Here is a 14,783-nt window from a genome sequence, read left to right as displayed (position 1 = left end):
CTCGTCGTCGGGCAGGTCGTACCAGTGGACGTCGCCCTCGAGCCCCTCGACGGCGGTGTCGGGCCAGGTCTCAGCCATGGGTGGCCACCGCCTCACGGTCGCTGACGATCTCCTTGATCCGGCCGGGGGCGCCGGTCATCACCGCGACCCGGCCGCCCAGGCGGGTGGCCTCGTCGAGGTCGTGCGTGACGAAGAGCACGGTCTTGCCGGTGTGCCGCCAGACGCGGAGCAGGTCCTCCGCCAGCGACTCGCGCGTACGCGCGTCCAGCCCGGCGAACGGCTCGTCCATGAGCAGCACGCCGGGGTCGAAGGCCAGGCTGCGGGCGAGGGCCACCCGCTGCCGCGCGCCGGCGGACAGCTCGGACGGGTAACGCTCCGTGTCCCCGGTCAGCCCGGCGAGTTCGAGGAGGTCGCGCGCCCGCCGCGCCCGCTCGCGCCTGGGCACGGCCCTGGCCTCGAGCCCGAACTCCACGTTGGCCTGGGCCGAGCGCCAGGGGAGCAGGGTGTACTGCTGGACGACGACACCCCGGTCGAGCGCGGGGCCCGTCACGGGCACGCCGTCGATGAGCACCTCACCCGAGCTCGGCCGGACGAGCCCGGCGATGAGGGCGAAGACGGTGGACTTGCCGCAGCCGCTGGGGCCGACGAGCGGGAGGAGCTCACCCTCGCGCACGTCGAGGTCGAGGCCGGACAGCGCCGTGTACGGTTCGGCGCCGCCTCTGGCCGGGAACGTCTGGGTCACGTTCCGGATACTGATCTTGATCACGTTGAGGTCCTCGGGAAGGAGGGACGGAACAGGGACGTGGTACGTGATCAGTGACACTGTGCGCTGGCGACGTGGCAGAAGTCCACATGCGGGCGCCGGGTCAGGTAAAGGCCCTGGCTCATGTGTACGAACCTACGAGGGCCCGCACCTAAAGTCAACATTCCCTACATGAGATATAGGAATTTCTCCGCCGCTAGTCTCGACGCGTAACGCCGCCGAGCGAGGGAGCCGATTCGATGATCTTCATTACCGCCAAGTTCCGCGTCCTGCCCGAGCACGCCGACCGCTTCCCGGAGATCACCCGCGAGTTCACCGAGGCCACCCGCGCCGAGCCCGGGTGCCTGTGGTTCGACTGGTCGCGCAGCCTCGACGACTCCACCGAATACGTCCTGGTGGAGGCGTTCCGCGACGGCGAGGCGGGGGCGGCGCACGTGCAGTCGGCCCACTTCAAGCAGGCCCAGCAGACGCTGCCCCCCTACCTCGCCGCGACGCCCCGCATCGTCAACGCCACCATCCCGCAGGACGACTGGTCCGAGCTGGGCGAGATGGCCGTGCCCGAGCGCGGCTGAGCCGCTCAGCGCCCGCTTCGCACGTTGCCGTAGGCGAACAGGCCGAGCGGCCCCGGCCCCGCCACCGGCTCCTCGGCGGTGACGGCCAGGGCCAGCGTGTTGCTCCCGTGCTCGGCCAGCAGCCCGGCCGGGAGCGAGAACTCGCGCTGGGGGCCGATGTCGGCGCCGTACTGGCCGACGTTCCAGCCGTTGAGGAAGATCAGCACCCGGTACGCGGGCGACGGGTCCCCGCCGAACCGCAGCCCGATGGGGACGTCGTGGCCCTTCGGCAGGTCGAGGCGGAACGAGGTCCGGTACCAGGTGACGCCGGGGGGCAGGGTGGCGGCCGGAGGCTTCCACGACTTGTCGGAATATGTCGGCAGATGCCAGCCGGTGCGCTCGCCGTACAGGCCGCCGGTGCTGAGCGGGCCGCGGAGCCGGTCGGCGCCCGCGGTGCCCTGGATCCGCCAGGCGACCGGCGTCCCACCGGCAGCGCCACCGACGGCGCCACCGACAGAAGCGGCCACCAGGCCGCGCGGTTGCTTGAAGCGCAGGTCGTCGGCGATCCAGTCGTCGTTGTGTCCCATGTTGGCGACCAGGACGGCGATCACGTTGTCCGCCCCGGCCTTGAGCAGGCCCGCCGGGATGTCGAAGTGCCCGGGGCCGGGGTCGGGGTTGGGCGGGGTCCACTGGTCGCCCGAGTCCGCCTCGACGCCGCCCGCCGCCGAGCCCAGATAGCGGCCGTTCAGCCAGACCAGGTAGTTGCCGCGCAGCCCGGTGACGGCGTTCAGGTCGATCCGGGATTCGGAGCCGGTGGCGGTGAAGTGGCCGCGGTACCAGACGTTGCCGTAGTGGTAGCCGTAGTCGTCGGCGTACAGGACGGGCAGGGTCTTCGGCTGGTGCGGGCTGATCGTCGTGGTGCGGTCGGCGGCGGTCCAGCCGGAGTCGTCGAAGCCCGGCGCGGCCTCGGGCGCCTCGGCGTGCGCGCGCCAGCCGGTCAGCGCGGGCAGGTGCGCCCGCTCAGGGCCCCGGGTGACGCCGAGCAGGGAGCCGCTCGCCGTGCGGGTGACGCGCACCTCGTCCGCGCCGACGCGCAGCCGTCCGGCCTGCGGCGGCGCGAAGACCTCCACCTCACCGGCCACGGTGTCGGCCGCCAGGCTCACGGTGTCGCCGCGCTGGGCGGCGGCGCGGACCAGCTCGGTGCCGCGGACCAGCACCGGGCCCGTGGCCGTCTCGGCCCGCCAGAACCGCGCCGCCGCCTCGTCGGTGCCGATCAGGAGCAGCAGCGGCCGCCGCCCGCCGCCCGTGACCAGCACCCGGGCGAGCCCTTCGTGGGTGTAGTCGAGACGCAGGTCGCCCCCGCCGTACGTGGCCGACACCCGTCCTTCGAGCACCTTCACCGAGGGCCGCGAGGCGTACCGCAGGACCGTGGCGCCGGGTGAGCCCGCGGGGCCGTACAGGACGGCCACGTCTCGGCCGCCGATCGCGGCGTGGGTCATGATCTCCGAGGTGGACACGGCCAGGCGCTGGCCGCCCAGGTCGTAGCCGGCCACGAGGACGTGCGCGTCGCGGCCCTTGACCCGGACGGGCACCTGGTGGCGGCCGTCGGGCGCGGCCCAGTCGAGCGTGGTGCCGTCGGTGCTCGTCGCGGCCCGGTCGGTGTGCCTGACCAGCACGAACTGGGTGCCGGTGTCCGGGTTCGCCCGGGCCACGGTGGTCAGGGCGGCGTCGGCCGGGGTGGCGGGCGAGGTGACCGCGTCGGTCTTGGCCAGCGGGGCGAGCGCCTGGAGGAAGTAGCCCTGGCGCTTGAACTCGTCGTACTTGGGCGTCAGCCGCCTGGCCTCGGTGATCGCGGCGCCGTAGTCGTAGGAGGTGTAGACGTCGTTGGGCTGGGCCAGCCAGCCCCAGTTGGTGCCGCCGTAGCCCATGTAGTAGGAGAACATGGTCGCGCCGGTCTGGATCAGGTTGTTCTTGTAGAAGAACTTCATGAAGGCGGGGCCGGTGAGCTCGCGGCATCGGTCGTACCCGGCGTTGCCCAGGTCGATGGCGCCCGCCTGATACTCGGCGGCGAAGACCGGGATGTCGTCGCGCAGCTTCTCGGTCAGCCCCTCGCCCCATGGGCCCCACAGGTCCGGGTTCGCGCACTCGAAGGACTGCGGGTAGTCGTCCACGCCCGGGATCTGCACCGCGCCGGGCCCGGTCGCCCAGGTCGAGCTCCAGGACCCGGCGTCGCAGCAGTCGTTGGTGGTGATCGGCACGTCGATGCCGTCGGCCCGCGCCTGGTCCTGGATGTCCTGCATGTACGCGGCGTCGGTGTTGACCTGGTACTCGTTCTCGGCGTTGTAGAGGATCACCGGGCCGCCGCCGGTGACCTGGTGCCTGGCGATGATCGGGTTGATCCGGTGCAGCCACTCGCGGTAGGCGGCCTGGTAGCCCGCCTCGCTGCTGCGTGCCCGGCCGGGCACGGTCTTCAGCCAGGCCGGGAAGCCGCCGCCGGTGCTCTCGGCGTTGATGTAGGGCCCCGGCCGGGCGATGACGTACAGGCCGGCCTGCCGGGCGGCGCGCAGGAGGCGGTCCACGTCGCGGACGCCGGTGAAGTCGTACACACCGGGCTTCGGCGAGTGGTAGGCCCACGAGAAGTAGAGCGAGACGGCGTTGAACCCGGCCGCCCTGAACTTCTCCATCACATCCGCCCACAGCTCGGGGCTGGGCAGGCGGAAGTAGTGGAATTCGGCCGACTGCAGGACGATCCGGCGACCGTTCACCATCAGCGAGTACTTGTCGTAGGTCACCTCCCGCGCGGTCCCGGCGTGCCCGGGAACGACCAGTGCGGCGCAGGCCAGGAGCATGACGAGGAGCACCGAGAGCAAGCGCCTCATGGTCGCCCTCCAGGGGTCGGCCGGCTACGACACAGCCCCTTTAATTTGGCGACCATCCAAACAAAAGTCAACGGCCGAGCAGCAGCCCGGCCCCCTGTTCCTCCAGCCGCACGACCTCCGCCACGAGCCCGGCCAGCTCGGCCGGCGACAGCCGCGCGGACGCCGCCTCGGCCACCCGGGACCAGCGCGCGCCCGCCTCCCGGTAGACCGCCGCGGCCTCGGCGTGACCGGTCTCGGCCAGGAAGGCCGCGTAGAGCGGCCGGGTGGCGCCCGGCGCGGTGTACTCCACTTCGAGGCACTCGCTCAGCCGGTCGAGCGCCGGGCCCAGGTCGGCGAACCTGCGGGTCCACCCCTGCTTGCCGGTGGTGTCGGCGAGCTGGGCGGCCAGCTTGCGCATGCCGGAGAGCCCGAAGTTGACGTCGAAGGCGTTGCCGAGCACCGGCCCGGTCAGCTTGGCGGCGGTGTCCTCGATCGCCCCGGCGACGTCGGGCGTCCCGGTCGCGGGGCCGGTGACCTCGACGAGCTTGTGCCTGGACTTGGGGATCGCCGACCAGGCCGCCATGAAGTCCTTGAGCGGCAGTTCGACGGGGGCGTCGTCGCGCACGCGTACGGTGTCGCCGGACAGCCCGGTCACGGCGACGTCCACGGGGTCGGGGAAGGGCATCGCGTCCCGCCAGGGCAGCAGGTTGCGGGCGACCTGGCAGATCGGCCGCCGCCCGGCGTCGAGCGCGGCGCGCAGATGACGCTCGGCGACCCTGGCCGAGCCCGTCCGCCTGACCTCGTGCGGGACCCGGGCCCTGGACAGCGCGAGCGGGATCATCGGCTCGGGGTGGGCCTGGGCGACGATGGTCAGCATCGGAGGGTGGCCCTTGTACTCGAAGACGAAGTACATGAACCCGATGCCGCCGCCGAGCCCGAGCAGCATGGCCTCGGAGTGGTCGTCACCGAGGACGTGCCGCAGCAGCGCCGACTCGTGGTGGTGGCGCGAACGGCCCGCGACGTGGCGGAGCGCGGTGGTGTAGGACTCGCCGGTCCTGGCCATGCGGTCGCGTACGCGGCGCTTGAGGTGCTTGTGTTCGGTCATGGCGGTGCTCCCGAGGCGGCGCGGTGCAAGGACCCACGCTCCGGCTGCACGGCCCGCCGTCCAGAGAACCCGCACGAACTGAGACCTCGCCCCGAGGACATCGATCCCCTCTGCCTCCGCGTGGCCGCACGGCGTGGGCGCGTGGTCAGGAGGTCGGGCGCGGGACGGCGCCTGGTGTCACTTTACCCCGCCCGCCCGAGCACGGGTTTGAAGGCCCCCCTGGCAGGGGGGGCCTTCAGCAAGGAGCGTCCGGACCATCAGACGTTGCCCAGCGCCTCAAGTAAGCCAGAACCGGGGGCCGCACGGGGCGCACACCAGGCCCACAACTCCGCGTCCGGACGGAATGACAGCGTCCCGGACACCGGTCACCACGCTTTCACCTGCGCCGCGTCGAACAAAGCGCGCTGGAGTTCACCGAGCACATGACTGTTGTGCACTTCGCCCTGTCCGAGCCGCGAAATACCCTCAATAAGGACAGATGCGGATTTAGCTCATTCTCAAGTGAAGTGCCCCGACCCTGTTCACTAAAGCTGATCACAGCTAGCGCCACGGACTGGCAAAGAGCGATACTGGGCCCTCCACGAGGGAGGCAGCCCTCAGCGTCCGGACCTCACCGATCGACGAAACATCCATGCCCAGCTTTTTCCGGCATTCATCTGCAGGAAATACAAGGACAGGTTCCTGACACCGTCATGCCCGCAAAAAGAAACCATCCCGCGTGCGATGGCTGCGCCCGCGGCTACATGAACGCACTTAGCCGGTTGCGCGCGAAGAAACGTATCACTTTCCGCGCCATGGCGCGCAGAGTTCCCTATAGCGCCACCTCGCTCTACAACGCACAGAACGGGGACAAGTTTCCCGGCCGGCAACTGGCCGGCGCCTTTGTCCAGGCGTGCGGCGAGTCGCCGGACATCTGGATTTTCCACTGGGATCGGGTGATGCGCTGCGAGGGCGCGCACCGATATGACAGCCACCTTCCGGGACCTCCTCATGCCACATGACGCGAAATTACTGTCCGGCGACCCTGTGACGGAGCTGACCACCGGCCTGCGCGCGTTGCGGGCCGAAGCCGGCCTGACGCAGCGCAGAGTGGCCGCGCTGGCGAACTACTCGGCCGGCGCCATCTCGATGGCGACCTCCGGCACCCGGCTGCCGTCCTGGCCGGTCACCGAGGCGTACGTCACCGCCTGCGGTGGCGACCCCCTCGCATGGCGACAGCGGTGGGAGGCCGCCGACCGATACGCCCGTCAGGGCGCCCTCCCGGGGGCGGGCGAGCGACCGGCTTCGGCGGCGCGCTCCAAGGGTGCGGCCGACGGGCCGGCCCCCCTTCATCCGTCGGATGTGCGGAGCGTCGCCGACCTGCTCGAAGCCATGGTCGCGCTGCGCGTCTCGACGGGCAACCGGTCGCTCAGGGAGCTGAGCGACCGGGCTCAGGCGCTCGGCGCCAGCCTGCCGACCAGCACGCTCTGCGACGCCCTGAACCGCGAGCACCGGCCGCCGTCCCTGGAGTTGCTCACGGCGTTCCTGCTGGCCTGCGGCGTCACGAAGGAGCGGGATCTCGCACCGTGGAAGGAGGCGTGGTGGCGGATCAAGGACACGGACGTCCCTCGCGGCAAGGCCGTCGCGGAGGTCCCCGTGATGGAGGCCCCCGCCGTGCCCGCCGCGCCGACGGCCCGGCGGGGCGGGTCGAAGCGCGCCGTACTGACCTATGCGGGATTGATGGTGCCCACCAGCCTGCTCGCCCTCCTCGCGGGCGGGGCGGCGCCGAGCGCGGTGTCGTTGCTGCAGATGACCGTGGTGATGCTCGCCGTCGGCGTGAGCGCCCTGCGCGCGCGGCGCGACTCGGCCGGAGCGGCCCGCGCCATGGTCGCCGCCTCCCCCAACCGGCTCGGACGAGCCGCCTTCACGCTGGCTGAGGCGGTCTCGGCCCAGGTCAGGGAGGAGACGGAGGCACGGCTGCTGTTCGCTCCCGCGCCGCTGCGCATCTCCTGGCGCAGGACCGACGACCACGGCCTGCTGGGCACGTTCGCCACGGAGGACGCGCCGCGCGGGGAGCTCGACTTCGTCTCGGCCGCCAGTTTTCAGCAGTCACAGGGCAGGCGGATCGTCGTCCTCGGGGAGGGCGGCGCGGGCAAGACCTCGCTGCTGCTGATGCTGACGCGTGAGCTGCTGGACACGGCGGGGCCGCGTGATCCCGTCCCCGTGATCCTGCGCCTGAACTCGTGGAACCCCGGCAAGGAGCCGTTCAAGGCATGGCTGCAGCGGCGGCTGCGGCACGAGTTCCCCTGTCTGGCGGACGCGAAGCTCTTCGGCGCGCACGCGGCCAGGGACCTCGTACGCGCGGGCCGGGTGCTGCCGCTGCTCGACGGGCTCGACGAGCTCCCGCCGGGCCACCGGACACGTGCGATCGAGCGGATCAACCGGTCACTCGGCCCGAGCGACTCCTTGATCGTCACATGCCGGACCAAGGAGTACACCGAGACGCTCCTGCCCACGCGGAAGGGCATCGCGGGCGCGGGCCTCATCTACCCCGAATCGGTCAACAGCCTCGACGTGATCACCTATCTGGAGAAGGCGGTGCCTCCCCGGAGGGCACACCAGTGGGCACCGGTCATGGACGAGCTGCTCTACTCCGGCAGCGTGCTGGCGAAGGCCTTCTCCCGCCCGCTCGAGGTCTTCATGGCGCGCACCATCTACTCGGCCGGTCACGAGGACCCCGCCGACCTCACCGGATGCGGCGACGAGGCGGTGCTGCGCGCCTTCCTCCTCGACGGCATCGTGCCCGCGGTACTCGCGGCGCCGCCGGGGCGGCCCGGCCGCCGGGCCCCCCACCTGGCCGCCCGGCTGCTGAGAGCCCTGATCATCGCCGGCGGCGGCGAGTTCGGCCGCTGGGAGCGGCACGGCACCTCACCGGTACGCAGGCTGTCCAACGGCCTGGCCGGGATCTTCCTGAGCCGGCCCTGGCAGGCGAGGGCCTGGCTCGACGACGCGGTACGGCACGGGCTCCTGCGCCGGACACCCGGCGGGTACGACCTGCGCTGCCCGGCCATCCGCGACGGCCTCGTCCGCACCAGGCGGCGGAGCCCCCATTGACCCCGATCATCGTGAAACCGGAGCAACGTTGAAACAGGAGACCGTATCCGCATCCGTCGCGGACTTCTTCGGCCTGGCAGCCGCCACGCGCCTGCGCGGGTGGCTGGGCGGGGGACGATACGTGGAGCTGGACCGCGTCCTGGGCGGCGGAGAGAGCGGCGCCAAGGTCGCGTGCCTCTACTTCGAGGACCGCGTCGGAGGGGATCACCAGAAGTTCGTCGTCAAGCTCTCGCGGCGGCGCGCGGAGATCGAGCGCGCCAGGCAGGCGTGGGAGACGGCGGGCGCGTTCCAGCGGCACCTCGCGGAGATGGTGGACGTCATCGACGTCGGCGACGGCTCCGCCCTGGCGGTTCAGCGCGTCGGCGGCGACGACCTCGGCGAGTTCGTTCCGCTGTCCGCCCTGGAGCTCGACACCGTGGCGCAGACGGGAGCCCGCGTGGTGGGGACGATGCTCACCCGGTGGAGACCCGGCCCCGCCAGCGCGTGCGCGGACATGTCCGTACGGCAGTTCATGACCCTGATGCTCGGAGAGAGGGTCGCCGAGGGAGGCAAGGTCCACCGGTGGGCCACGGAGCAGGGGCTCCTCCACGGGCGCCACCCGCTGGGCGGTCCCTTCACCCTGCTCGACCCGCAGGGTCTCGGCGGCCGGCGGTTGCGCGGAATCCACCTGGGCCCGGCCCATCGGGACCTGCACCTCGGGAACATCCTGGTGCGAAGGTCGCCGGGGCTCCCTCGCGAGTGGATCCTCATCGACCTCGATCGCTTCGGCCCGGCCGCGCCGCGCGCGGGGGACGGCGCCCATCTTCTGCTCTGCGTCCTGGCCCGTGAGCTTCCGGCCTTGGGCGAGGAGCTGCGCGTCGCGCTCATCGAGGCGCTGGCGGAGGGGGAAACCGCGCCAGGAGCGCTGCCTCCGCAGGTCGTGCGGCTGATCCGCCGGTTCGGCGAGGAGTGGGCCGGATGGCTGGCGGGCAAGGGGCTCGGCGAGGAGTGGGCGGTCCACCGGCGGCTGGCTCTGGTGGCCGCCGCGCTGATGTTCGTCGGACGTGCCCGGCACCAGGACGACGGAACGTGGCTGTGGTTCCTCCGCCTGGCCGCCCGCGTGACCGGCGTCCTGACGGAGAAGTGGACGGCCCGCGACGCCACCCCGCGAGAGCACCGCGGTCCGGGCGGTCTCGCATGGGAACGGCTGCGTGCCGAGCTCGCATGAGGTTCGATCCCGGGCAGGGATGGCGGCGTTTTCACGACGACGCGGACGCGCTGCGCGCGATGCTGGAGGCCGAGCGGGCGGGGCTCACCGCCATGCCGCCGCACATGTGGCGCTACATCGACGACCTGCGGGAGGCCATCAGAGAGGCGGCCCGTCCGGCCCTGTCCACCGACGCACGCGCCCGGGCGAGCCACCGGGCGCAGTGGTCCAGCAGGATCCTGGTCACCATGCTGGGCACGGAGAACCGGTGAACATGGAGATCTACGAGAAGATCCTCGGCCGGGCCCTCACCCTGACCGAGGAGATCAGCCGCCGCAGCGCCGGGCCGGACACGCTGGAGCAGTACAAAGACCAGATCGTGGCGAAGCTCGAGATGCTCTTCGACGATCTGGCCAAGCTGCAGACCCTGCTCCCGCGCGGCGAGTTCGCGGACGACCTCCGGGCCTGCGCCCGCAAACTGCGCCGGCACGGCGGAGAGATCATCATCCTCACGCGCAAGAACCCGGCGCCGATCGAGGAGATCAGGGGCTGGGCGGCGCTGTGGCTGGATTTCGAGGACGCCGTCGCCGACCTGACGCAGTTCCTCTGGAAGCTCCAGCGCGAGCCCGGGCCGGATCTCAGGAACGGCTGAACACGCGGCCCACCCCCGCGATGACCGCGGTCGCGAGCAGCCAGCCGGCCAGGATGAGCACCACCGCGACCACCTTGTCCGCCCCCAGCGGGTTCCAGGCGGCGCGATGGCCGAGGTTGGCGATCGGGATGATCAGGTCCAGCGTGTAGAGGACCGGGTCCCAGGCCGGGCCCTCCTTCCGGGTCGGGCCGGGTGGGCGCAGGGCGAACCAGGTGGAGCCGGCCGCGACGAGGACCAGGAGCCAGCCGAGGGCTCGATGAGGCACGTACCCGTATCCGAACAGGAGGTCCTGAAGCGCTCCCCAGAGGCGGCCGGGGAGCCCGTCCTTCGCACGCGTGTGCCGTTCACGTGCCCGGCGCACGATGCGGGCGCCGCGCGCGTCCCCCGATCTCTCGTAGGACAGGGCCAGTTGCTCGAAGGATCCGGCGCTCGCCCGCCGGTCCCTGGTGAGCCAGCGCACGCGGCCGCCGGCGTCGACCTGGCCGGTCGAGGCGATACGCCGGTAGCCGAGCCCTTCGACGTCGAGCCGCCCCTCGGCCGGCCAGGCCTGCTCGGCGTCGACCAGGGAGTCGACCTGCGCGTCCCGCAGCACCACCCATCCGCCCGGCGCGTCGCGGAAGTCCAGCCGCAGGCGGGGCGTACGCAGGCGGGCCAGGTTCAGCGCTCCTCCGGGCGGGGAGAGCAGCGCGTCGTGGAAGGTCACCACGTTGCCGACCTGGGCGCCGCGCAGGCGGATCTCGCCGTGCGCGGTGAAGCCCCAGTCGGCGCAGAAACCGAGGCTCACCTCGCCCGCCGTGAGGTCCACCCCGCCCGCGTCCGCCCCGTTGAGCAGGACCTGACCGCCGATGTGCGCCTGGCGGAGGTACAGGGCGCCGGTCGATGACAGCCGCGCGGCCTTGAGGGAACCGCCGAGCCACATGCGCTCGGCGAAGAGCGTCCACTGCCGGTCGGAGACGAGGCGGGTGTCCTCCAGGACGAGGTCACCGTCGATGCGGGCGCCGGACGCCCTGAACACCGCGGGCACCGAGTGCTCCAGCACCCGCTGGGCGACCACCACCCGGTCCCCGCCGGGGCCGCCGGAGCCGGCCAGCGGCCGGGAGACGCCGGTCGCGTCGCCCACGCGCGCCCCGCGCAGCACGAAGTCGCCGGTGAGCCGCAAGGCGTCGGCCGCGACGCGCCGTACGCTCGTGCCCGTCAGGTCGACGCGCCGGCCCGACGCACCCGTCAGCAGCAGCGCGCCGTCGATCACGCAGTCGACCAGCTCCAGGTCGAACTCCATGGTCGTGCCGCCCAGGTCGAGGTCACCGGTGACGGTCAGGCCGGCCAGGCGCAGGGCCGGGCCGGCGTGCCGATCGACGAGCCTGCGAATCCGCGTCGCGGCCACCACTCCCCTCCACGGGGCGACCGAAAGGCGCCGGCGGCTCATCCTTCGATCTCACCTGAGTCCGGGCGATGACTCAATGCCCGGACGCGTGCCGTCGCCGCGCGAGCCTTGTTACGGGAACGTTACAAGCTTTGCCAAGCCCGCGTACGCCTGTTTTCCCAGCTCATAGGGCATATACGGGAGTTGCAGTGTTTTTTTCCGGGTTATTGACGAAAAACAGGCACATGGGCAGACTCTGCGTCATGTCACAACCCCGTGGCCCCCTGTCGCAGCTCCGGCGCGGGCACGAAGAGCTCGTGCTCGGACTGCTGCGCAAGCACGGCCCGCTCAGCCGGGGCGAGCTGGGCAAGCACTGCGGCCTGTCGCGCACGACCCTCTACGACATTCTCGCCGAACTCGTCACCAGCGGCGCCGTCGTCACCGCCAGCGCACAGGAGACGCCGCGCGGCCGTGGCCGGCCGGCCGAGACGCTCACCCTCAACCCGGACGCGGGCCAGGCCATCGGCATCGACTTCGCGCGCCGCGGGCTGCACGTCGCGGCAGTCAACCTGGCGCACGAGGTCGTCGGCTCGGCCAGCGAGCCGCACCCGGCGGACCTGTCCTGGGAGGGGCGGGTCGAGCTGGCCGAGCGGCTCATCGGCTCGCTCACCGGCACGGGATCGGGCGCGCTCCGCCTGGGCGCCCTCGACGCCATCGGCGTCGGCGTGGTCGGCCCGGTGGCGGGTCCGACGGCCGGCCCGATGGGCGGCCCGGAGGGCGGCCCATCAAGCGGCCCAATGGGCGGCCCGGAGGGCGGCCCCGCAAGCGGCCCAGTGGGCGGGTCCGCTGGGCCGGATGCCGAGGACGGCGGCCAGGAGGGTGGCGGCGCCGACGATGCCGCCGTTGCGGAGGAGGTGGCGCCGCATCCCGTGCAGGTGCTGCTGCGGGAGCGGTTCGGCGTGCCCGTGCTGATCGACAACAACACCCGCCTGGCCGCGCTCGGCGAGGCGATCTGGGGTGCCGCCGCCGGCGGGCGGGACGTGCTGTACCTGCGCCTGTCCCACGGCGTCGGCGGCGGGCTCGTGGTCGGCGGGTCGCTGCACCGCGGCGCGTACGGCCTGTCCGGCGAGTTCGGCCACATCACGGTCGAGCCGGGCGGCGCCCGGTGCGGCTGCGGCGGCACCGGCTGCCTGGAGACCGTCGCCTCGATCCGGGCCGTGCTGGACGCCTACCGCGCCGCGGGCGGCCGGGCCGACGGCGTGCCCGAGCTGCTCAAGGCCGTCAGGGCCGGCGACGCGACGGCCCTGCGCCTGCTCGACGGCGTCGGCGCCAGGATCGGCGAGGTGCTCGCGGCCCTGTGCAACGCGATCGGCCCCAGCGTGATAGTGATCGGCGGCGAGCTGGCCGAGGCCGGCGGCGCGCTGATCGGGCCGGTCGAGCGGACGCTGGGCGAGCACGTCATGCCGGTCTCCCGCCACCGGGTGAGCCTGCGCCGCGCCACGCTCGGCGAGGTCGCCGGCGCCCTCGGCGGGATCGCCCTGGTGCTGCACGAATCCCCGCTGCTGTCCCGCTATCCGGCAGGACCGGATCTCGCACTTGAGGACTTGATGAACCCATGACCCAGCTCACCGCGCTGGGCAAGTCGCCCGCGGCCCCGGCCGCGCGGCGCGGCCCCAATCGCTCGCGACGCGCCGTGGCGCTCAACCTGATCGCCGTCGTCATCGGCCTGGTCCTGTGGACGCTGCTGGCCACGATCGGCGTGCAGGGTCTGCCCGGCCCCCTCGAGGTGGCGGCCAAGGCGGTCGAGCTGCTCTCGGACGGCACGCTGCTGCTGGACGCCATGGCCAGCCTGCGCAGGGTGCTGCTCGGCTTCCTGCTGGGCACGCTGCTGGCCATCCCGATCGGCTTCCTGATGGGCTGGTACGCCACCGCGCGCGGCCTGCTGGAGCCGTACGTGCAGTTCTTCCGGACGATCCCGCCGCTGGCGATCATCCCGCTGGCCATCGTGCTCATGGGCATCGGCGAGGTGCCGAAGGTCTTCGTGATCTTCCTGGCGTCGTTCCTGTCCAGCGTCGTGGCGACGTTCCAGGGCGTGGTGGACGTGGACAAGACGCTGATCAACGCCGCCCGCGTGCTCGGCGCCTCGGACCGGACCATCTTCCTCAAGGTCGTGGTGCCGGCGTCCACGCCGTTCATCCTGGTCGGGATGCGGGTCGGGCTCGGCTCGGCCTGGGGCACGCTGGTCGCCGCCGAGCTGATCGCCGCCCAGGAGGGCCTGGGCTTCCGCATGCAGCAGGCCCAGCTCTACTACGACCTGTCCACGATCTTCGTGGGCCTGATCGCCATCGGCGTGCTCGGCCTGCTGATGGACCGGCTGCTGCTGCTCGCCGAGCGCCGCCTCACCGACTGGCAGGAGCGCCGATGAACGCCAAGATCTCATTCAGGGACGTGGTCAAGACCTTCCCGATGAAGGACGAGACCTTCGTCGCGCTGGACCACGTGTCGCTGGACATCGCCGACCGCGAGTTCGTCACGGTCGTGGGCCCGTCGGGCTGCGGCAAGAGCACGCTCATGAGCATGGCGGCCGGGCTGGTCGAGCCCGGTTCCGGCGAGGTGCTGGTGGACGGCAGGCCGGTCACCGGGCCCGGGCCGGAGCGCGGGGTGATCTTCCAGCAGTACGCGCTGTTCCCGTGGCTGACCGTGCGCAAGAACGTCGAGTTCGGGCTCAAGCTCATGGACCTGCCGACCGACGAGCGCAGGCGGCGGGCCGAGCGGGCCATCGAGCTCGTCGGGCTGTCCGACTTCGCCGACGCGCTGCCCAAGACGCTGTCCGGCGGCATGAAGCAGCGCTGCGCGATCGCCCGCGCGTACGCGGTCGACCCACAGGTCCTGCTCATGGACGAGCCGTTCGGCGCCCTCGACGCGCTGACCCGGGTGCAGCTCCAGGACCAGCTCCTCGACACCTGGAGCCAGGAGCAGCGCACGGTCATGTTCATCACCCACGACGTGGACGAGGCCGTCTACCTGGCCAGCCGCGTCATCGTGATGGCGGCCAGGCCCGGCCGCATCCAGCAGGTCATCGACGTGGACCTGCCCTACCCGAGGACCGAGGAGATGCGGTTGTCGCCCGAGTTCGGGCGCATCCGCAACGAGGTCTGGCACGCCGTGTACCACCAGGCTCCCGCCGCGTCCGCGGCCTGAACGTCTCAGAA

The 14,783-nt window shown here is 72.0% G+C and carries 12 protein-coding genes; 8 read left to right on the top strand and 4 right to left on the bottom strand.

Going from position 1 to position 14,783, the window contains the following annotated elements; all coding sequences use genetic code 11:
• Positions 1-70 precede the first annotated feature (70 nt).
• A complete protein-coding gene (locus AB0I15_RS10490) occupies positions 71-766 on the bottom strand; it encodes an ABC transporter ATP-binding protein (RefSeq protein WP_358092691.1) in 696 nt (231 codons plus the stop codon).
• 236 nt (positions 767-1,002) lie between these two features.
• On the opposite strand from AB0I15_RS10490, the gene AB0I15_RS10485 reads away from it, so the two are divergent.
• Entirely contained in the window at positions 1,003-1,335 is a 333-nt protein-coding gene (locus AB0I15_RS10485) for a putative quinol monooxygenase (protein ID WP_358092688.1), read from the top strand.
• 5 nt (positions 1,336-1,340) lie between these two features.
• Here AB0I15_RS10485 and AB0I15_RS10480 read toward each other — a convergent pair whose 3' ends face one another.
• Complete coding sequence (locus AB0I15_RS10480; RefSeq protein ID WP_358092685.1) at positions 1,341-4,193, bottom strand: beta-galactosidase; 2,853 nt, start codon at positions 4,191-4,193, stop codon at positions 1,341-1,343.
• 67 nt (positions 4,194-4,260) lie between these two features.
• Positions 4,261-5,277 carry a BtrH N-terminal domain-containing protein gene (locus tag AB0I15_RS10475; RefSeq protein WP_358092682.1) on the bottom strand — a complete coding sequence of 339 codons (1,017 nt, stop codon included), beginning with the start codon at positions 5,275-5,277 and terminating at the stop codon, positions 4,261-4,263.
• Positions 5,278-6,267: 990 nt separating this feature from the next.
• On the opposite strand from AB0I15_RS10475, the gene AB0I15_RS10470 reads away from it, so the two are divergent.
• Genes AB0I15_RS10470 through AB0I15_RS10455 form a run of 4 tightly spaced genes read left to right on the top strand, consistent with a single transcriptional unit; the run spans position 6,268 to position 10,208 of the window.
• A complete protein-coding gene (locus AB0I15_RS10470) occupies positions 6,268-8,370 on the top strand; it encodes a helix-turn-helix domain-containing protein (RefSeq protein WP_358092679.1) in 2,103 nt (700 codons plus the stop codon).
• A gap of 28 nt (positions 8,371-8,398) precedes the next feature.
• Entirely contained in the window at positions 8,399-9,577 is a 1,179-nt protein-coding gene (locus AB0I15_RS10465) for a hypothetical protein (RefSeq protein ID WP_358092676.1), read from the top strand.
• Positions 9,574-9,828, top strand: a complete 255-nt coding sequence (locus AB0I15_RS10460) for a hypothetical protein (RefSeq protein ID WP_358092673.1) — start codon at positions 9,574-9,576, stop codon at positions 9,826-9,828. The genes AB0I15_RS10465 and AB0I15_RS10460 overlap by 4 nt, the downstream gene beginning before the upstream one ends.
• Positions 9,825-10,208 carry a hypothetical protein gene (locus AB0I15_RS10455; RefSeq protein ID WP_358092670.1) on the top strand — a complete coding sequence of 128 codons (384 nt, stop codon included), beginning with the start codon at positions 9,825-9,827 and terminating at the stop codon, positions 10,206-10,208. Before AB0I15_RS10460 ends, AB0I15_RS10455 begins: the two co-directional genes overlap by 4 nt.
• Here the strand turns inward: AB0I15_RS10455 and AB0I15_RS10450 are convergent.
• A complete protein-coding gene (locus AB0I15_RS10450; RefSeq protein WP_358092667.1) occupies positions 10,195-11,592 on the bottom strand; it encodes a hypothetical protein in 1,398 nt (465 codons plus the stop codon). The two genes, AB0I15_RS10455 and AB0I15_RS10450, sit on opposite strands and share 14 nt — an antisense overlap.
• A 242-nt stretch (positions 11,593-11,834) precedes the next feature.
• Here AB0I15_RS10450 and AB0I15_RS10445 point away from each other — a divergent pair, with 242 nt between their 5' ends.
• The 3 genes from AB0I15_RS10445 to AB0I15_RS10435 are packed head-to-tail and all read left to right on the top strand — an operon-like array spanning position 11,835 to position 14,772.
• Positions 11,835-13,190 carry an ROK family protein gene (locus AB0I15_RS10445; protein WP_358092664.1) on the top strand — a complete coding sequence of 452 codons (1,356 nt, stop codon included), beginning with the start codon at positions 11,835-11,837 and terminating at the stop codon, positions 13,188-13,190.
• On the top strand, positions 13,187-13,996 hold the full coding sequence (locus tag AB0I15_RS10440; protein ID WP_358092662.1) for an ABC transporter permease: 810 nt from the start codon (positions 13,187-13,189) through the stop codon (positions 13,994-13,996). The genes AB0I15_RS10445 and AB0I15_RS10440 overlap by 4 nt, the downstream gene beginning before the upstream one ends.
• Entirely contained in the window at positions 13,993-14,772 is a 780-nt protein-coding gene (locus AB0I15_RS10435; RefSeq protein WP_358092659.1) for an ABC transporter ATP-binding protein, read from the top strand. Before AB0I15_RS10440 ends, AB0I15_RS10435 begins: the two co-directional genes overlap by 4 nt.
• Positions 14,773-14,783 lie beyond the last annotated feature (11 nt).

This window comes from Nonomuraea sp. NPDC050643, assembly GCF_040654715.1.
Taxonomy (GTDB): Bacteria; Actinomycetota; Actinomycetes; order Streptosporangiales; family Streptosporangiaceae; genus Nonomuraea.
Note: the sequence above shows the minus strand (reverse complement) of the source record. Positions and strands in the feature narration are given on the sequence as shown.

What these genes read in the sequence shown, in the direction of transcription:
- AB0I15_RS10460 (WP_358092673.1), top strand. Translation starts at nt 9,574, where the DNA reads ATGAGGTTCGATCCCGGGCAGGGATGGCGGCGTTTTCACGACGACGCG.
- AB0I15_RS10480 (WP_358092685.1), bottom strand. Translation starts at nt 4,193, where the DNA reads ATGAGGCGCTTGCTCTCGGTGCTCCTCGTCATGCTCCTGGCCTGCGCC.
- AB0I15_RS10470 (WP_358092679.1), top strand. Translation starts at nt 6,268, where the DNA reads ATGCCACATGACGCGAAATTACTGTCCGGCGACCCTGTGACGGAGCTG.
- AB0I15_RS10440 (WP_358092662.1), top strand. Translation starts at nt 13,187, where the DNA reads ATGACCCAGCTCACCGCGCTGGGCAAGTCGCCCGCGGCCCCGGCCGCG.
- AB0I15_RS10475 (WP_358092682.1), bottom strand. Translation starts at nt 5,277, where the DNA reads ATGACCGAACACAAGCACCTCAAGCGCCGCGTACGCGACCGCATGGCC.
- AB0I15_RS10445 (WP_358092664.1), top strand. Translation starts at nt 11,835, where the DNA reads ATGTCACAACCCCGTGGCCCCCTGTCGCAGCTCCGGCGCGGGCACGAA.
- AB0I15_RS10485 (WP_358092688.1), top strand. Translation starts at nt 1,003, where the DNA reads ATGATCTTCATTACCGCCAAGTTCCGCGTCCTGCCCGAGCACGCCGAC.
- AB0I15_RS10435 (WP_358092659.1), top strand. Translation starts at nt 13,993, where the DNA reads ATGAACGCCAAGATCTCATTCAGGGACGTGGTCAAGACCTTCCCGATG.